The 16,770-nt window shown below is 67.1% G+C and carries 13 protein-coding genes and 2 pseudogenes; 7 read left to right on the forward strand and 8 right to left on the reverse strand.

The annotated features are described in order from the left end of the window. Positions 1–16: 16 nt before the first annotated feature. The gene (locus TSO352_RS07115; protein ID WP_109106574.1) at positions 17–733 is read right to left on the reverse strand and encodes an RNA polymerase sigma factor; all 717 of its coding nucleotides are present in this window, start codon (positions 731–733) and stop codon (positions 17–19) included. Between the two features lie 214 nt (positions 734–947). Then, positions 948–1,049, reverse strand: a pseudogene (locus TSO352_RS33170) (IS5/IS1182 family transposase); the annotation flags it as partial. 201 nt (positions 1,050–1,250) lie between these two features. Here TSO352_RS33170 and TSO352_RS07120 point away from each other — a divergent pair. Then, positions 1,251–3,572 (forward strand): molybdopterin-dependent oxidoreductase, encoded by a 2,322-nt coding sequence (locus tag TSO352_RS07120; protein WP_109106575.1) that lies wholly within the window; start codon positions 1,251–1,253, stop codon positions 3,570–3,572. Between the two features lie 30 nt (positions 3,573–3,602). Here the strand turns inward: TSO352_RS07120 and TSO352_RS07125 are convergent, their stop codons facing one another. From TSO352_RS07125 to TSO352_RS07145, 5 genes are all read right to left on the reverse strand, one after another. Then, positions 3,603–4,613 carry an ABC transporter ATP-binding protein gene (locus TSO352_RS07125; protein ID WP_158284542.1) on the reverse strand — a complete coding sequence of 337 codons (1,011 nt, stop codon included), beginning with the start codon at positions 4,611–4,613 and terminating at the stop codon, positions 3,603–3,605. Between the two features lie 109 nt (positions 4,614–4,722). After that, on the reverse strand, positions 4,723–5,955 hold the full coding sequence (locus TSO352_RS07130; RefSeq protein WP_109106577.1) for an ABC transporter permease: 1,233 nt from the start codon (positions 5,953–5,955) through the stop codon (positions 4,723–4,725). Continuing rightward, a complete protein-coding gene (locus tag TSO352_RS07135; RefSeq protein ID WP_109106578.1) occupies positions 5,952–6,698 on the reverse strand; it encodes an ABC transporter ATP-binding protein in 747 nt (248 codons plus the stop codon). Before TSO352_RS07135 ends, TSO352_RS07130 begins: the two co-directional genes overlap by 4 nt. Before the next feature lie 45 nt (positions 6,699–6,743). Further along, a complete protein-coding gene (locus TSO352_RS07140) occupies positions 6,744–8,171 on the reverse strand; it encodes an efflux RND transporter periplasmic adaptor subunit (RefSeq protein ID WP_109106579.1) in 1,428 nt (475 codons plus the stop codon). A 252-nt stretch (positions 8,172–8,423) separates the two neighbouring features. Next, positions 8,424–10,145 (reverse strand): long-chain fatty acid--CoA ligase, encoded by a 1,722-nt coding sequence (locus tag TSO352_RS07145; protein ID WP_109106713.1) that lies wholly within the window; start codon positions 10,143–10,145, stop codon positions 8,424–8,426. Between TSO352_RS07145 and TSO352_RS33175 the strand changes: the two genes are divergently transcribed. Next, entirely contained in the window at positions 10,132–10,293 is a 162-nt protein-coding gene (locus TSO352_RS33175) for a hypothetical protein (protein ID WP_158284543.1), read from the forward strand. The genes TSO352_RS07145 and TSO352_RS33175 overlap by 14 nt on opposite strands. 146 nt (positions 10,294–10,439) lie before the next feature. After that, a protein-coding gene (locus TSO352_RS07150; protein ID WP_109106580.1) for an IS3 family transposase occupies positions 10,440–11,578 on the forward strand; the annotation gives its coding sequence in 2 pieces (ribosomal slippage) (positions 10,440–10,695 and positions 10,695–11,578; 1,140 coding nt in all). Positions 11,579–11,719: 141 nt separating this feature from the next. Here the strand turns inward: TSO352_RS07150 and TSO352_RS07155 are convergent. Then, positions 11,720–12,649 (reverse strand): LysR family transcriptional regulator, encoded by a 930-nt coding sequence (locus TSO352_RS07155; RefSeq protein ID WP_109106581.1) that lies wholly within the window; start codon positions 12,647–12,649, stop codon positions 11,720–11,722. 246 nt (positions 12,650–12,895) lie between these two features. Between TSO352_RS07155 and leuC the strand changes: the two genes are divergently transcribed. From leuC to TSO352_RS07175, 4 genes and pseudogenes are all read left to right on the forward strand, one after another. Beyond that, on the forward strand, positions 12,896–14,308 hold the full coding sequence (leuC, locus tag TSO352_RS07160; protein WP_109106582.1) for a 3-isopropylmalate dehydratase large subunit: 1,413 nt from the start codon (positions 12,896–12,898) through the stop codon (positions 14,306–14,308). A 12-nt stretch (positions 14,309–14,320) separates the two neighbouring features. Beyond that, the gene (leuD, locus tag TSO352_RS07165) at positions 14,321–14,932 is read left to right on the forward strand and encodes a 3-isopropylmalate dehydratase small subunit (protein WP_109106583.1); all 612 of its coding nucleotides are present in this window, start codon (positions 14,321–14,323) and stop codon (positions 14,930–14,932) included. Between the two features lie 200 nt (positions 14,933–15,132). Continuing rightward, positions 15,133–16,404, forward strand: a complete 1,272-nt coding sequence (locus TSO352_RS07170) for a 2-hydroxycarboxylate transporter family protein (protein WP_199231506.1) — start codon at positions 15,133–15,135, stop codon at positions 16,402–16,404. A gap of 123 nt (positions 16,405–16,527) precedes the next feature. After that, a pseudogene (locus tag TSO352_RS07175) lies at positions 16,528–16,770 on the forward strand (NADP-dependent malic enzyme); the annotation flags it as partial.

Here is a 16,770-nt window from a genome sequence, read left to right on the forward strand (position 1 = left end):
TGTGGCCCGGCGTCCGTCACCCGGCGTCGGGCGGCGGGTCCGGTAGACCCAGGCGTTTGAGCACGTGAGCGACGATGCGCGCGCAGCGCTCGCCGGCGAACGGGAACACCCCGGCCAGGTCGGGCGAGAGCTGCCGCCGCAGGCTGTGGCCGAGCAGGCGGCGAGCCCGGTGCAGGCGCGTCTTCACGGTGTCCTGCGGGATGCCGAGGCAGGACGCGGTCTCCTCGACGCTCATCTGTTCGATCTCGCGGAGCGTGAAGACGACGCGGAACGGCTCTGGCAGCGCGTCGATGGCACGTTCGAGCAGACGCCGCACTTCGGCGCGGGAGGCATCCTCCTCGGGCGTCGTCGGCGCCTGCTGGGCGCCCGGGAAGGGGATCACCTGGGCACCCGGCGTCGTGCCGCCGGTGTCCTCCTCGTCCAATCCGGTCATGGTCCGTCTCTGCCGCAAGCGCCGCAGCGCCTCGTTGAGAACGATGCGGCCCAGCCACGTTGCCAGGCTGGACGACTCGCGGAACTGGTCGATGCGGGTAAAGGCCAGGACATACGCATCCTGCACCGCGTCCTCGGCGTCGGCAGGATCGCGCAGGACGCCGCGCGCCATGCGGAAGAGCCGCTGGTTGTGCCGCTGCATCAGCACGCGGAAGGCCCCCGCATCGCCCTGCCGGATGCGTCTGGTGAGATCGGCGTCGCAGGATGCCGCGCTCCGGCCCATCATGTTCGCCCACTCCATGCATCACTCCCTGTGTTCGAGGCTTTGATGCATGAGGTGGGGCCGGGGTTCCCGCGCAGACAGGGTGCCCCCTTCGTGGTAGGCAGCGGCAGCACCTGGCCCGGACTATCGGCGCCCCGGCTTTGGTGCGCAAATCGGTGTGGCGGCAGAGCCCACCGCGGGGCCGCGGTGATCAGGCGACCGGCAGCCCGTCGCCGCCAGCGCCGACGCCACCTCCAGGTTGGCGCTGCGCCGCGTCGTAAGCCGCCCAGTTCTCGACCCGGTGGCGGGCCTGAGGGCTCTTGTGACGGCGGCTCTCGTTCGCCTTGTGCGGCATCGGGGTCTCGACTTCGGCGGGGCCGCCGTCCTACCCCCCGGCATTGCTGCCATAGCCAATCTCCCGTCGATTTATGCGCCAAGGTCTTCATACTGGGGGGTACTTGACTGGATTTGCGTCGCCTCTCTGGCAATGACGATAAACCGTCATTGCCCTCCCGGCAGGGTGACGGACAACCAAGTCGATGGCATGGAACGAGAGATGAGCACGACACCCTCAGAGTCGGAGGCACAGGTCCGGGCGCAAGGCTACTGTCCGCTGTGCGTGTCCCGGTGCGGCATCGTTTCGGTGGTGGAGAATGGTCGGCTCGTCAGCGTGGAGGCCGACCGCAGCCATCCGACGGGCGGCGCGGTCTGCGTCAAGGGGCGAGCGGCACCGGAGCTGGTGTACGCGCCCGGGCGCCTGCGCACTCCCCTGCGCCGCACCGCTCCCAAAGGGGATCCTGACCCAGGCTGGCAACCGATTTCCTGGGACGAGGCGCTTGCGCTGACCGCGGCGAAACTCCAGGAGATCGCCGAGCGCCATGGGCCCGAGGCGGTGGTGTTCGGTGTCGCGACGCCCAGCGGCACGGCGGTCGCTGACGCCTTCTCCTGGATCCATCGCCTGGCGAATGCCTTCGGCAGCCCCAACGTCCTGTTCGCCACCGAGAACTGCAACTGGCACCGCGACTTCGGCGCCGCGTTGACCTTCGGCTCCGGCATCGGCATGCCGGATTTCGAGAACACCGGCTGTGTGGTGCTGTGGGGCGCCAATCCCGCCGCCACGTGGCCTGCCATGGCCAAGGCGGTTCTCGCAGCAACGCAGCGTGGGGCACGCCTGATCGTGGTCGATCCCCGCCAAGCAGGCCTTGCCGCCCGCGCCGACCAATGCCTTCAGCCGACCCCCGGCACCGACGGCCCGCTGGCCCTGGCGCTGGCCGGGGTGTTGCTGGAAGAAGGGTGGTACGACAGCGCGTTCGTGCGGCGGTGGACCAATGGCGCGCTGCTCGTGCGCGCCGATAACGGCCGGATGCTCACGAGGGACGACGTGGTGGAGGGCGGCGCACCGGACCAGTTCCTCGCTTGGCACGAGGGCGAGGGTCGGGCGGTCGTGCATGATCCCCAGGACGCCGAAGCACCCTGGGCGCTGATCGGCGACGTGACGGTGCCGACCTTGGCAGGTCCGGTTGCCTGTCGGCCCGCTTTTGACCTGGTGCGGGCGCTTTGCTCGTCCTGGACGCCGGAGCGGGCGGAAGAAGCAACCGGCGTGCCTGCATCGACCATCCGCGAGACGGCGCGCCTGCTCCATCAATCCCGCCCCGTGTCCTGGTACACCTGGACGGGCACGGGCCAGCACGCCGCGGCAACCCAGACGATGCGGGCGCTCGGGCTTCTGTTTGCCCTGGTCGGGCGCTGGGACGACCTTGGCGGCAACAGGCTGTTTGCCAAGCCCAAGGTGCGCGACGTTTCGGGGCGCGCGTTGCTGCCGGCGGCGCAACAGCGTAAGACGCTCGGTCTGAGCGAGCGTCCTCTGGGACCGCCCGGACGTGGTTGGGTCACCAGCCGTGATGTCGTCCGGGGCATCCTGGATGACACCCCCTATCCCGTGCGCGGCATGGTGTCGTTCGGCTCCAACCCATTGTTGACCAAGCCGCACATCCAGGGCCATGAGGAGGCGCTTGCCGCCCTGGACTTCTTCGTGCACGCCGACATGGTGATGACCCCTACGGCACGCTTCGCCGATATCGTGCTGCCGGTGGCCTCGCCCTGGGAGCGTGAGGGCATGCAGGCGGGCTTCCTGATCAGCCCGGAAGCCGAACGCCTGCTGCATCTGCGTCCCCGCGTGCTGGCTCCGCTTGCCGAGTGCCGATCCGACACCCGCATCGTCTTCGATCTCGCCAAGCGGCTGGGGTTGTCGGAGCACTTCTTCGGCGGCGATCCGGAGGCGGGCCTGGCTCATGCGCTCGCTGATACGGGTGTGTCGGCGGAACAACTCCGCGCCACGCCGGGCGGGGTCCAGGTTTCGCTGGAGACCGCCCTGAGGAAGTACGAGCAGACGGGCTTTGCCACGCCGACCGGACTCGTCGAGCTCTACTCGACGGCCTTGCTGAAGGTCGGCCAGGCGCCACTCCCGACCTTTGACGATGCTGCCGTGGACAACCATTTTCCTCTGGTGCTGACCACGGCCAAGTGGCCGCAGTTCTGCCACAGCCAGCACCGGCACCTGCCCTCCCTGCTCGAGCGCATGCCCGAACCGTTGGTGGAGATCCCGCCGACGGATGCGCAGGCGAATGGCATCGCGGACGGTGACGAGGTGGAAATTATCACGAAGCTTGGCCGTGTCCGCGCTCGCGCTCGCCTGAACAGCGGGCTGAAGGTCGGCGTGGTGTGCGCCCAGTACGGCTGGTCGCAGGAAAACCTCAACGCCGTGCTGACTGGAGAGACGTTTGATCCGGTCAGTGGATCGAACGCCTTGAAGTCTGGACGGTGCCGCATTCGCCGGTATCGCGATGAGGCTGATCAGGATGGTCGTGCCACAGCTTAATCATGCACGCCCCTGGGCAATCATCCCACATCACACGGACCGTCCCGCCCACGCCCCGCTGGTGGCGATCCGCCGTGCCGCCGTCTCGATCAGCTGGTATTTCACACTGCTGACGGTGGCTTCCCGGAACCAGTTGATCAGGTCGCCCCAGGGATCGACGATCTTGGCGAGGCCGGAGACGAACGCGACCACCGCACCGACGTCGATGCGTCCCTGCACCACGTACCAGCCGCCGATGCCGAGAATCACCGCGACGCCGAGGTGGTGCAGCAGGTTCATCAGGAAGTTCATCCCGAACTTCAGCGTGTAGATGCCCATGTTCAGCGCGAAAACGGTGTCGATGCGCGTGGGCTGGTCCAGGCTGTCGGCCACCGTGCTTCCGGTGCTGCCGATCATGTTGCTGCTGATCTGGCGCAGCGTCCTGATGCGCGTCGCCGCCCGCCGGTTGATCGCCCGCTGGATCAGCGGAACGATGATCATCTGCGGCAGGAAAACCAGCGCGCTGACCAACGCGAATTCCAGCCGCAGATGGGCGATGTAGACGAGCACGCTGACCAGGATGCCGGTCTGCAGCAAGGGTTCGGACAAACTGATGCCGACGAAGTTGCCGATCGGTTCCGCTTCCGACAGGACCAGCGCGATTTCCACGCCCTCCTCTTCCTGTGAACCGGGCCGGTGCGGAACGCAGCGGGCCAAGCCGAGGATGGTCATGCGCAGATGCCGCACCGCCCTTTCGCTGACCCAGCCACGGTAGAGGTTCAGGATGAACTTGAGCACACCTTCGAGGAGCGCGATGCCGAAATAGGCGACCGACAGCCAAACGATCGCGGACAGCGATCCCGACGAGATCGCATCATTGACGATGCGCCGCTGGATCTCGAGCGGCCAGATGCTCAAAAGGAAGACCATGACGGAAAGGACCGCCAGCCCGACCTGATGCTTGCCGCTGTGGCGCCAGACATAGCCGCCGATCGACGCCGGCAGCGGTCCATTGCCTTGTCCGCGCAGCGCAACTCCGGCGGCTGCCCGTTCTTCCATCATGCCGGCGCGCCTGACGCCGGCCGCCGCGGATGCCACCGGCCGGCGGTGGCGGCGCTGTCGAGACCGTTCTTCATGTCGCCCGTCTCCCTGTACGTTGCACCGCCACGCATCACTCGTAGCGCAGCGCTTCGATCGGCTGGAGGCGGGACGCCTTGCGGGCCGGGTAGAAGCCGAAGAAGACACCGACCACGGCGGCAAAGCCGACCGCCAGAAGGATCGCCGGCACGCTCAATTCCGTCTGCCAATGCGCCCAGCGCGCGATGGTGAAGGACACGGCGGCACCAACGGCGATCCCGATCAGCCCGCCCGTCAGCGACAGCGTCAGTGCTTCGATCAGGAACTGGCCCAGGATGTCGCGGCTGCGCGCTCCGACGGCAAGGCGCAGTCCGATTTCCCGGGTCCGCTCGGTCACGCTGACCAGCATGATGTTCATGATGCCGATTCCGCCCACCACCAGCGACACCGAGGCCACCGCCGCCAGCAGCAGCGTCAGCACGCGCGACGATGCCTCCTGTGCCTGGGCGACCTCCGACAGGTTGCGGATCCAGAAGTCATCGTCCTGTGCGGGCTGAAGACGGTGGCGCTGCCTCAGCAGGTCGTGGATCTGCGTCCCGGCGGCATGCATGTCGGCCCCCTCGCGCATCTTGACCAGGATGGCGCCCACCGCCCGCCGGCTCACCTCGTTGCCGCCCAGCACGCGGTTGCGCGCCGTGCTCAGAGGCATGACGACTGTGTCGTCCTGATCCTGCCCCTGCATGCTTTGGCCCTTGCGGTCGAGCACGCCGATCACGGTGAACGGCACCCTCCTGATGCGGATCAGTTGCCCGACCGGATCCGCGCCGCCGAACAGCGTGGCCGCCACCGTCTGGCCGAGCAGGGCCACCTTGGCCGCGCGGTCCTCTTCCGCCTGTTCGAAGGGTCTGCCCTGGACAACGCCCCAATCCCGCGCCGCCAGAAAGTCGGAGGTGGTGCCGATGATGACGGTCGACCAGTTGAGATTGCCGTAGATGATCTGGGCCGTGCCGCGTACGCCCGGCGACGCGACCAGAATCTCGGGGATTTCCCGTTGCAGGGCCTGGGCATCGTCGTCGCTCATCGTCATCTGGGTGCCGAAGCCCAGCCGCACGCCGCCGGAGGTGATCGCGCCGGACACCACGATGATGAGGTTGGAGCCGAGGCTGTCGATCTGCTGCGCGATGCGCGCTTCCGCGCCGGCGCCGACCGCGATCATGGTGATGACCGACGCCACCCCGATGATGATCCCCAGCATGGTCAGCACGCTGCGCATCAGGTTGAGGCGCAGCGCCGCCAGCGCGATGCGGATGGCGGACAGAGGGGTCATGTTGCGACCTCCATCGTCTGCAGGCCCGCCAGCATCTCCGAGGCCCTGCGGGGAGTTGCGACCGGCCGGTCGCCGATCAGCCGGCCGTCGCGGAAGCTCAGCGTGCGCTGGGCGAAGGCGGCGATGTCCGGCTCGTGGGTCACCAGCACGACCGTGATGCCGCGCGCGTTGAATTCCTGGAACAGCGCCATGACTTCGACGCTGGTGCGCGAGTCGAGTGCACCGGTCGGCTCGTCGGCGAGGATCAGCAGCGGGTCGTTGACCAGCGCGCGGGCGATGGCGACGCGCTGCTGCTGGCCGCCCGACAGTTGCGAGGGATGATGCCATGCCCGCCCGGCAAGGCCGACCTCGGTCAGGCGGGCCAGGGCGCGGCGCCGGCGCTCCTGAGCGGACACGCCCGCGTAGACGAGCGGCAGCTCCACATTTTCGACCGCGGGCGTGCGGGGCAGCAGGTTGAAGCCCTGGAACACGAAGCCGACCAGGCGGTTGCGCACCCCCGCCAGGTCGTCGGGAGCAAGGTGCGACACGTCGCGCCCGTCGAGGCGGTAGAGGCCGGCGCTGGGACTGTCGAGGCAGCCGAGCAGGTTCATGAAGGTGGACTTGCCCGATCCCGACGGTCCCATGACCGCCACGAACTCGCCGGCGGCGATGCGCACCGACACGTCGTCCAGGGCGAGCAGGGGCACGTCCCCCAATCGGTACTCCTTGCTCAGGTGTTCGGTCTCGATCAGCCAGTTGCCCATGGCCGGGCTCCCCGGTGGAAGGCGCGCCCGTCAGCGGCGCGGATGTCAGAGACGAGGTCCGCCGCCCATGGACGGCATCGTGCCGGAGGCCGCAGCCGGGGTGGTTTCGCCAAGGATGACCCGTTCGCCGGCAGACAGCCTGCCCTCGACGACCTCCACCACGGTCCCGTCGGACGTGCCGAGACGAAGAGGGCGGCGTTCCGGCTGGCCGGAAGCGCCGAGCACCCAGACCTCGCCCGCCTGTGGGGATGGCGGCGCATCCGGCGGGGTGGCCTTGGCCGGGCGGTAGCGCAGAGCGGCGTTGGGGACCAGCAGCACGTCGTCGCGATGCTTGACGACGATGCTGACGTTGGCGGTCAGGCCGGGCAGGAGCGCCAGATCGGGATTGGGCGCCGAGATGACCACGTCGTAGGTGACGACGTTCTGTACGACCTGGGGTGCCTTGCGGATCTGGAGCACCGCGCCGGTGAAGCCGCGGCCAGGGTAGGCATCCACAGCGAAGTGCACCTCCTGGCCGACGCGCACCGTCCCGACATCCGCCTCGTCCACGGATGCGTCCACCTGCATGGCCGCCAGATCCTGGGCGATGGTGAAGAGCACCGGCGCCTGCAGGCTGGCCGCAACGGTCTGGCCGCGATCGACGTTGCGCTGGATGACGGTGCCGTCCACCGGAGCGACGATGCGCGTATGATCCAGATTGATGCGCGCGCCGTGATAGGCCGCCTCCTTCTGCTGCACCAGGGCCGTCGCGCCCGCGAGGTTGGCCTGGGCGAGACTCAGCTGGGCCCCGGTGGACCGGACCATGGCCTGCTGGCTGACCTCCTGCGCGCTCAGCGCCTCGACATCGGCCTGGGCGGCGTCGCTGGCGGACTTGGCGCTGTCACGGTCCGAAGCCGACGCATTTCCCCGCTCGAAAAGCCGTTGGGTGCGGTCGAAACTGGTCCTGGCGTTGAACAGGAGCGCCTGCGATTTGCGCAGCTGGGCCTGGACGTTGGTCAGAGTCGCGCGCGCGGCCTCCAGGTCGGCGGCTGCGCGGGCGACGGTGGCCTGCTGGGTTTCGATGCCGGCCCGGGCGACGGCGAGGTCGCCCGCCGCCTGTGCCACCTGTGTTTCGAACAGCGCGGGATCGATGCGGGCGATGAGCTGGCCGGTCTTCACCTCCGTGTTGAAGTCGGCGACCAATTCGCTGATTTGTCCCGACACCTGCGATCCGACCTGCACGGTAACGACCGGATTGACGGTGCCGGACGCCGTGATCGATGCGGTGACCGCGCCGCGCGTCACCGGTCCGGTCCGATAGGCGGGAGCGGCGGTCTGGGTGCCCATGGTGTGATAGAGCAGCCCCGCCGCGCCCAACAGCGTGAGCAGGATCCCCAACAGCCAGCCCGAGTGCCGGAAGGCGCGCTGGGCTGGTGGGGCCGGGGTGGTCGAGCGTCCGTGGCTCGATCCGTGGTCGGTCAGCGGCAGAGTCATCGGCCGTCTCCGGAAGGACCGGTGCGACGGTCCACGCTATCGATCCAGGCTATCCGTCGGACGGTCCGCAGCATTGACGTGCATCAAGACCGGCTGCACTCGATTGGGGTAGTCCAAAAGGCGTGGCGCCGGGATGGCCCTGCACCGGTGGCGCAGCAACCACTTGCGCCGCTCGTCCGCCACCGCCATCCCCGCGACATGCCTCCTCCTGCTGCGTCAGGCCGACCTCTGCGTCCCTCGCACCTTGCCGGTTCACAAGTCGGGCGGCCCGGGCCGCTCGGTTGCGCTCCGCAGATCGCGTTTCAGGATTTTGCCGATGATCGACGTGGGCAGGGCGGATCGGAACTCGATCGTCGACGGCCGCTCGAAACGGGACAGGCGGGGAACAAGGAAGCTGTGCAGGTCCCCCGCCGACAGCCCGGCACCGGGCTTCACGACGACGAACGCCTTGACCGTTTGGCCGCGCACCGGATCGGGTTCGCCGATGACGGCGACATCGCTCACCGCCGGGTGTTCGCGGATCGCGGCTTCGACGACGCGCGGATACACGTGCTGCCCGCCGGCAATGATGAGATCCTTCAGCCGATCGACGATGTGGAGATAGCCATCCTCGTCAAGAAAGCCGATGTCGCCCGTGTGGAGGTGTCCGCCGGCCAGCGCCCTTGCGGTCGCTTCGTCGTCGCTCCAATAGCCGGCCATGAGTTGGGGACCCCTGACACACACTTCCCCGACCCGGCCGACCGGTAGCGGCGTCGTGCCGTCTTCCACGGACACGATCTCGACGATGGTGCCCGGCAGGGGCAGCCCGGCCGAACCCGGCTTGGTGGCGCCGTCGTAGGGGGTGCAGGTAACGACGGGTGAGGCCTCCGTCAGGCCGTACCCCTCGACCAGCCTGCTGCCGGTCATCGCCTGGAAGCGCTCCTGCAGCAGCGGCGGCAGGCTGTCGCCGCCCGAAATGCACAGCCGCAGCGACGACAGATCATGGCGGGCGGCGGTGGGGCAGTCGATGAGCGCCTGGAAAAGCCGGGGAACGCCGGTCATGATGGTCGGGCGCTTGCTCTGGATGGTGGCAAGAATCTCCCGCACGTCGATGCGCGGCAGCAACACCAGCTCGGCGCCGAGCGCGATGCCGAAGTTCATCACCGCGGTCATGCCGAAGACATGGAACAGCGGCAGAACCGCAAGGAGGCGCTCCTGTGCTACGGCGCTTCCGGTGAGCCAGTCCCGGCACTGGCAGGCATTCACGGAGAGACCGGCATGGGTGAGGACCGTCCCCTTGGGCAGTCCGGTGGTGCCGCCGGTATATTGGATGACGGCCGGGGCATGCTGCGGATCGATGCCGATCGGAACACAGCGGCCGTCGTTGGCGAGCAGACTGGAAAAGGAGAGATGGCGCCCGTCATCCGGAAAGTCGGCGATGTCCTCCCGGTGGAACAGCGGATACAGCCAGTTCTTCGGGAATGGCAGGCTTTCCGCCAGGGAGGCGACGATGATCCGACGCAGCCGGCCCGGCCATCCGACCGCCGACAGGGTGGTCTGGAACCTCGGCAGGTCGAGCGTGATCAGGATTTCGGCGGCGGAGTCGGCGATCTGCCGCTCAAGCTCCAGTTCGGCGTTCAGCGGGTTGGCGTTCACCACCGTCCCCCCGGCCTTGAGGATGGCATAGAAGGCGATGACGAAATAGGGACAGTTGGGCAGCAGAAGCATGACCCGTGTCCCCTCGCCGACGCCCAGCTCCTGCAGCCCCTTGGCGGTCCTTTCGACCCGATCGAGGGTTTCACCGAAGGAATGGCGCCGCCCGAGGAAATCCATGCAGGACCGGTCCCGGTGGGTCGCGGCCGCCTCCTCGAGCAGTTCAGGCAGGGGCCGCGCCGGCGGCGGGCGACGCCAATCCAATCCGGGAGGATAGCTGCGCTCCCAGGGGAAGGTGATCCCCTGCGCGCCTCCTGAGGCGTCGGCGATGGACCTGATCATCACGTCGGTTCCGATCACGGGTGTGCCGGACACAGTCTATCGGACCTGCCGGGATCGCCTCTTGATGCAGGTTAAAGCCGTTGCCCTGTCACCGTCTCCCGAAGGATGGATGATGCAGACCGGCGCGAAATCTCAATGCGTGCCGTGAATGCACAGCGCGGCTTTGGCAGAAGCCTTCGACTTCTTCGGCTTCACCGTGCGAAAGTATCGTGGCGTGATCCTGACGACTAACGTGGTCCCCGTTTCCCGGACAGTCGGATGAGCTTGGTTCGCCCAGGAAGAAGGACGGACCCGATGACGGGGAAACGGAAGCGGTATTCGGCAGAGTTCAAGGCGAAGGTGGCGCTGGAGGCGATCCGGGGCGAGCTTACGGTGTCGCAGTTGGTCGCCAAGCACGGCGTACACCAGACGCTGATCAACGCCTGGAAGAAGCAGGCGATGGAGGGGATGGCCGGGGTGTTTTCCGGCAAGGCTGAAGCGGCTGAAACCAGCCATCAGGGCGAGGTGGAGAAGCTGCACGCGATGATCGACCAGTTGGTCGTGGAGCGGGATTTTTTGCGCAAGGCCTCCGGTCGATGAGCATCGGTCGGAGGCGGGAGCTGGTCGAGGCGGATCATCCGCGGCTGTCGATCACGCGACAGTGCGAGCTGGTTTCGATCAGCCGGTCCAGCTACTACGGACCGGCCAAAGGCGAACCGGCCGAGAACCTGGAGCTGATGCGGCTGATCGACGGGCTGTTCCTGGAAACGCCCTGGTATGGCAGCCGGCAGATGACTCGGCATCTCTGCCGGCACGGCCATCAGGTCAACCGCAAGCGGGTTCGCCGCCTGATGGCGCGGATGGGGTTGCGGGCGGTCTATCAGCGCCCGAAGACGACGGTGCGGCACCCCGAGCACAAGATCTGGCCGTACCTGCTGCGCGACGTGACCATCGACCGACCCAATCAGGTCTGGTGCGCTGACATCACCTACATTCCGATGCGCCGAGGCTTCCTCTATCTGGTGGCGGTGATGGACTGGGCGACGCGCAAGGTTCTGAGCTGGCGTCTGTCGAACACCATGGACGTCGCGTTCTGCATCGAAGCCGTGGAGGAGGCGATGACACGCTACGGCCGACCGGACATCTTCAACACCGATCAGGGCAGCCAGTTCACCAGCCCACGTTTCACCGGCCTCTTGACCGCTGCTGGCATTCGGGTGTCGATGGACGGGCGCGGCCGGTGGATGGACAACGTCTTCATCGAACGGCTGTGGCGTTCGATGAAATACGAATGCGTCTACCTCCACGCCTTCGAAACGGGCAGCGAGGCCAGAGCCCGGATCGGCCACTGGATCGATTATTGCAACCACGAACGCCCACACTCGGCGCTCGGCGGCAGAACCCCGGCAGAGGCCTATGAGGGCACACTGGACCGGATCAGATTGGCGGCGTGACACGAACCTGAACCAAGCTTATTCCAGCCGCCAAACTGTCCGGGAAACGGGGACCATCTCAGAATGTATCTTTCGGTTGTCGGCTCTGCGCTCGCCTCGTTCGATTGGGCGTCACGACCGCGCACGTGAATGAGCCTCGGATTAAGCACTCTGTTTTCCGGCGGCGCGGGCTTCGAGGTGCGACCAGAACCGTTCGGCGGCGCTGGATTGACGGGATCGCGAGCGGTACAGGTGAATCTCGATCGGAATGTCCCAACCGCTGTCCCCGGCGCGCACCAACTCTCCCTTTTCAAGCGAATCCTCGATCAGGCTCCTCGGAGCCCACCCCATGCCCCGTCCGTCCAGAGCCATCGCCACCAACAGCTTGGCCAAGTGCGACGTGAATGCGGGCTTGAGCCAGGCTTTGGAAAGGAACGAGCCTTGCGCCGCCGCGACGATTCTCCCCATGCCGGACTCCGGCCTATAGGAAAGATTGGGGACGGGTGAGCCCGGACGGCCCGGAAGCGCAAACATCGGCTGGCCGCCGCCGTCCGGCAGAGGAGCGCTGATGGGCAACAGGACATCGTCCCCGACATGCACCGAACGAAATTGAGCGTCGTTGAGCTGGGCCTTGGCGGCGTCATGATGATGGCAGAGCAGGAACTGGACCTGTCCGGCGATCATCATGCGCTCGCAGGCCTCCATGTGGTTGGCGACCAGTTGGACGCTGACCTCGAAGGGCAAGGTCGCTTCGACACCGCGAAGCCACGCCGGAAAGAAGACCCATGACAGTGCGTTCGTTGACGCGAACCGCAGCAACTCGGATTCTCCCTGCGCCAGCTCGAGCGCTTCGGTGCGCCCCGCCGCGAGGCGGCGCACAATGTCCTCGGCCGTCGCCTGGAACGCCTCTCCGGATTTCGTAAGCTTGATCGAGTGGGTGGTGCGGTTGATCAGGGGCGTGCCAACCCATTCCTCCAGCGCCCGGATTCTACGGCTCAAGGCCGATTGCGTGATGTGGCGAACGTCGGCGGCGCGGGAGAAGCCGCCATGCTCCAACACCGCGAGAAAGTCCTCAAGCCATGCTATTTCCACCGACTGCCTCCCTTGATCCCGACGCGTTCCAACGAATTCTCGACGCGCCTTCGATTTTCACGCTCTGAACATCGACCGTCTGACCCGACCAAGCAATCCGCAACTCCCACCCTGCGGCGAACGGCAAGGCACGCTGGGTCGGCATAAATTTATTCGCAAACAGCATTGGGAAACTCCGACCCGCCCCATTCATAATAGCGCTACGAATTTCGCGCGTCTTGGAAGATTGGCGCATTGGGGATGAGTATGGACAATTCAAAAACACTGTACGACAAGATCATCGACGCCCACACCGTGCGTCAACTCGATGGAAGTGGACAGATTCTTCTGTATATCGACCGCACAATACTCAATGAATACACCAGCCCACAAGCGTTTTCCGGTCTTCGGGAGGCGGGGCGCAAGGTCTGGAACCCAGCGGCGGCGCTGATGGTCGTCGACCACGTCAATCCCACCGCTGCGCACCGCACACGGACGATGCCGGACGACGGAGCCGCTCGGCAGGTCGAGTATTTCGGTGAGAATGCGCGGGATTTCGGGATTGAGCTTTTCGACATCCTCGACGCCCGTCAAGGGATCGAGCACGTCGTCGCGCCCGAGCAGGGACTTGTCATGCCCGGCATGGTGGTCGCCGCCGGTGACAGCCACACGACCGCGTACGGCGCGCTGGGCGCGCTGGGCTTCGGCATCGGCACCTCCGACATCGAGCATTATCTGGCGACGCAGACTCTCGTGTATCGGCGTTTGAAGACGATGCGGATCTCCATCGACGGCCCGATGCCGTTGGGCGTCACCGCCAAGGACGTGGTGATGGAGGTGATCCGGCGCATCGGCGCGGACGGCGCGACCGGGTACGCAGTCGAGTTCGCCGGCGACACCATCGCCACCATGAGCGTCGAGGGCCGCATGACCATCTGCACGATGATCGTCGAGGCGGGCGCCCGCGGGGCGGTGATCGCCGCCGACCAGAAGGTGCTTGACTACATCGAGGGCCGCCCGCGAGCGCCGAAGGGCGACCTGTGGGCGCAGGCGCGCCGTGCATGGCTCGCGCTCAAGACCGATCCCGACGCCGTTTTCGACCGCGAGATCACGCTCCGCGCCGAAGAGGTGGCCCCGATGGTGACGTGGGGCACCAGCCCCGATCAAGCCGCCACCGTGAACGGGCGGGTGCCCGCCCTGGACGAGGAAACGGACCCGGTGCGCCGGCGCGCGATGACGCGTGCCCTCGGCTACATGGGCCTGGAGCCCGGCATGCCGCTGGAGGCTGTCGCCATCAGCCACGCCTTCATCGGCTCGTGCACCAACTCCCGCATTGAGGATCTGCGGGATGCCGCGCGCGTGCTGCGTGGGCGGCGGGTCGCCGACGGGGTCCGGGCGATGATCGTGCCCGGTTCTACCCAGGTGCGTCACCAGGCCGAAGCCGAGGGGCTGGACCGCATCTTCATCGAGGCCGGCTTCGAGTGGCGCCAGTCCGGCTGCTCCATGTGCCTGGCCATGAACGATGACATTCTGCAGCCCGGCGACCGCTGCGCGTCCAGCACCAACCGCAACTTCGAGGGACGTCAGGGGCCCGGGGCGCGCACGCACCTGATGAGCCCGGCCATGGTCGCCGCCGCCGCGGTCGCCGGGCACCTCGCCGACGTCCGTGATTTCGCCTAGGAGCGCCGCCTCATGCACCCCTTCACGCAGGTGAGCGGCCGCGCCGCCCCCTTCGCCGCCCCCAATGTCGACACCGACGTCATCATGCCCAAGCAGTTCCTCAAGGGCGTGGATCGCAAGGGTCTGGACCGCGGCGTATTCCACGCTTTGCGCTTCGATCCGTCGGGCCGTCCCAACGCCGACTTCATCCTCAACAAGGATGCCTGGACGGGCGCGCGCTTCCTGGTCGTCGGCCCGAACTTCGGCTGCGGCTCCAGCCGCGAGCACGCGGTGTGGGGGCTCTCGCAGCTCGGCATCCGCGCCCTCATCGGCACGAGCTTCGCCGGCATCTTCAACGACAATTGCCAGCGCAACGGCGTGCTCACGGTGACGCTGCCGCCGTCCGTGGTCGACGATCTCGTCGCGCGGGTCAGCCGACCCGACGGCAACCGGCTGACCATCGACCTGCCGGCGCAGACGATCAGGGTCGAGGCCGATGGCCTCGCGATCCCCTTCGCCATCGAGCCTCTGCGCAAGGACGCGCTGGTCCGCGGCCTCGATGCGGTCAGCACCACGTTGCAGCACGCCGACGACATCCGCGGCTTCGAAGCGCGCCATTACGCCGCCAATCCCTGGTTCCGCTGACGCGCTCGCGCGCCGTCACCCCGATCAATTCGCCAGCCGCCGGCCATTGCCGCGCCGGGCCCTGATTGTACGGGGCCCGGCGGGGCGCCGCCCCTGTCACCGCGCGACAGAGGAACAAAATGGAGGATAACGTGTCAGACGTGCAAATCGCCGCTTCGAAACTGGAGGGCGCGCCGCCGTGCGTGGGATGGCGCCGGGTGATGGCCTTCAAGGTTGGTCCCCTGCCTCTTCCCATCTACGCCGTGCTCAGCGCCGTGACCATCGCCGCGGCCTTCGCCGGGAAGCTGCCCAACGACATCATCGGCGGCCTCTCCGTCATGCTGTTGATGGGCTTTCTGCTGGGCGAACTGGGCAGCCGCCTGCCCATTCTGAAGCAGATCGGCGGCACCGCCATCCTCTGCCTGTTTGTCCCCGCCGCGCTGGTCGGGTACAAGGTGATGGATCCCGAGATGATGAAAGCGGTGACCACCACCTTCAAGGTCGCCAATTTCCAGTATTTCTACATCGCCTGCCTGGTCGCCGGCAGCATCCTCGGCATGCCGCACCGCGTGCTGGTGCAGGGCTTTCTCAGGATGTTCGTGCCGCTGCTGGGCGGCACCCTCACCGCCGTCACGGCCGGCATCCTGGTCGGCCTGCTCTTCGGCTACGACCCCCTGCACACGTTCTTCTTCATACTCATCCCGATCGTCGGCGGCGGACTGGCGGAAGGCGTGCTGCCGCTGTCGATCGGCTATTCCGAGATCATGCAGCGACCGCAGGGTGAACTGGTTGCGATGATGGTTCCGGCTGCCCTGATGGGCAACGTCGTCGCCATCATCAGCAGCGGCCTGCTCCACCGGCTTGGCCAGAAATACCCGCACCTCAGCGGCAACGGCGTGCTGGTCCGCTCCGGCGACGACCAGGAGCTGCTCGCGGAGAAGGGCGCCGACCGCCCGCTTGAGCTGCGGCTGATGGGCGCGGGCCTCCTGCTGTCCTGCGGCTTTTTCATCCTTGGCGCCCTCCTGGCCCCGGTCACCGGGATCCCGGGGCCGATCCTGATGATCATCTGCGCCGCGCTGCTCAAGCTCGCCAAAATCCTCCCGGCCGAGATGGAGGCGGGGGCCTACCAGATCAACAAGTTCATGTCGACGAACCTGACGTTCGGCATCCTCGTGGCCATGGGCATGCTGCTGGTGTCCTGGCCGCAACTGGTGTCGTCCTTCACGATCGGTTATTTCGCCATCTGCGGCGTCACGGTCATCGCCATGATCGCGTCGGGGTTCCTGATCGGCGCCCGGCTGAAGATGTTCCCGGTCGAATCCGCCATCGTCACGGCGTGCCACAGCGGGCTCGGCGGCACCGGCGACGTCGCCATCCTCTCCGCCTCGGACCGCATGGGCCTGATGCCCTTTGCCCAGATCTCCACCCGCATCGGCGGCGCGGCCATGATCGTCATCGCCACCCTGCTGGCCCGGCTCGTCTACGGCGGCTGAGATGGGCGCCCGCGGGCGCCCGCCGCATACGGCGGCGCCCTCGGCCTCCGGAACGCACGCCGCCGCGCCGCTTGGCCTGGCAGACCCGACAAGCCTCGATCCAATCAACCCAAGGAAGCCCCCATGTCCGGCGACCTCAAGACTCTTGCGTTGGACTATCACCGCTGCGGCAAGCCCGGAAAGCTCGCCATCGTGGCGACCAAGCCGATGATGACCCAGCGCGACCTGGCGCTGGCCTATTCGCCCGGCGTGGCCTTCGCCTGCCACGACATCGTCGCCGATCCGGCCCGTGCGGCCGAGGTGACGGCGCGCGGCAATCTGGTGGCGGTGATCTCCAACGGCACCGCCGTGCTCGGCCTCGGCGAC

The sequence above is a fragment of the Azospirillum sp. TSO35-2 genome (genome assembly GCF_003116095.1).
Classification (GTDB): Bacteria; Pseudomonadota; Alphaproteobacteria; order Azospirillales; family Azospirillaceae; genus Azospirillum.

Coding starts and splice junctions, on each gene's coding strand:
- TSO352_RS07115 (WP_109106574.1), bottom strand. CDS start 733: ATGGAGTGGGCGAACATGATGGGCCGGAGCGCGGCATCCTGCGACGCC.
- TSO352_RS07120 (WP_109106575.1), top strand. CDS start 1,251: ATGAGCACGACACCCTCAGAGTCGGAGGCACAGGTCCGGGCGCAAGGC.
- TSO352_RS07125 (WP_158284542.1), bottom strand. CDS start 4,613: ATGATGGAAGAACGGGCAGCCGCCGGAGTTGCGCTGCGCGGACAAGGC.
- TSO352_RS07130 (WP_109106577.1), bottom strand. CDS start 5,955: ATGACCCCTCTGTCCGCCATCCGCATCGCGCTGGCGGCGCTGCGCCTC.
- TSO352_RS07135 (WP_109106578.1), bottom strand. CDS start 6,698: ATGGGCAACTGGCTGATCGAGACCGAACACCTGAGCAAGGAGTACCGA.
- TSO352_RS07140 (WP_109106579.1), bottom strand. CDS start 8,171: ATGACTCTGCCGCTGACCGACCACGGATCGAGCCACGGACGCTCGACC.
- TSO352_RS33175 (WP_158284543.1), top strand. CDS start 10,132: ATGGACCTGATCATCACGTCGGTTCCGATCACGGGTGTGCCGGACACA.
- TSO352_RS07145 (WP_109106713.1), bottom strand. CDS start 10,145: ATGATCAGGTCCATCGCCGACGCCTCAGGAGGCGCGCAGGGGATCACC.
- leuC (WP_109106582.1), top strand. CDS start 12,896: ATGGACAATTCAAAAACACTGTACGACAAGATCATCGACGCCCACACC.
- leuD (WP_109106583.1), top strand. CDS start 14,321: ATGCACCCCTTCACGCAGGTGAGCGGCCGCGCCGCCCCCTTCGCCGCC.
- TSO352_RS07170 (WP_199231506.1), top strand. CDS start 15,133: ATGGCCTTCAAGGTTGGTCCCCTGCCTCTTCCCATCTACGCCGTGCTC.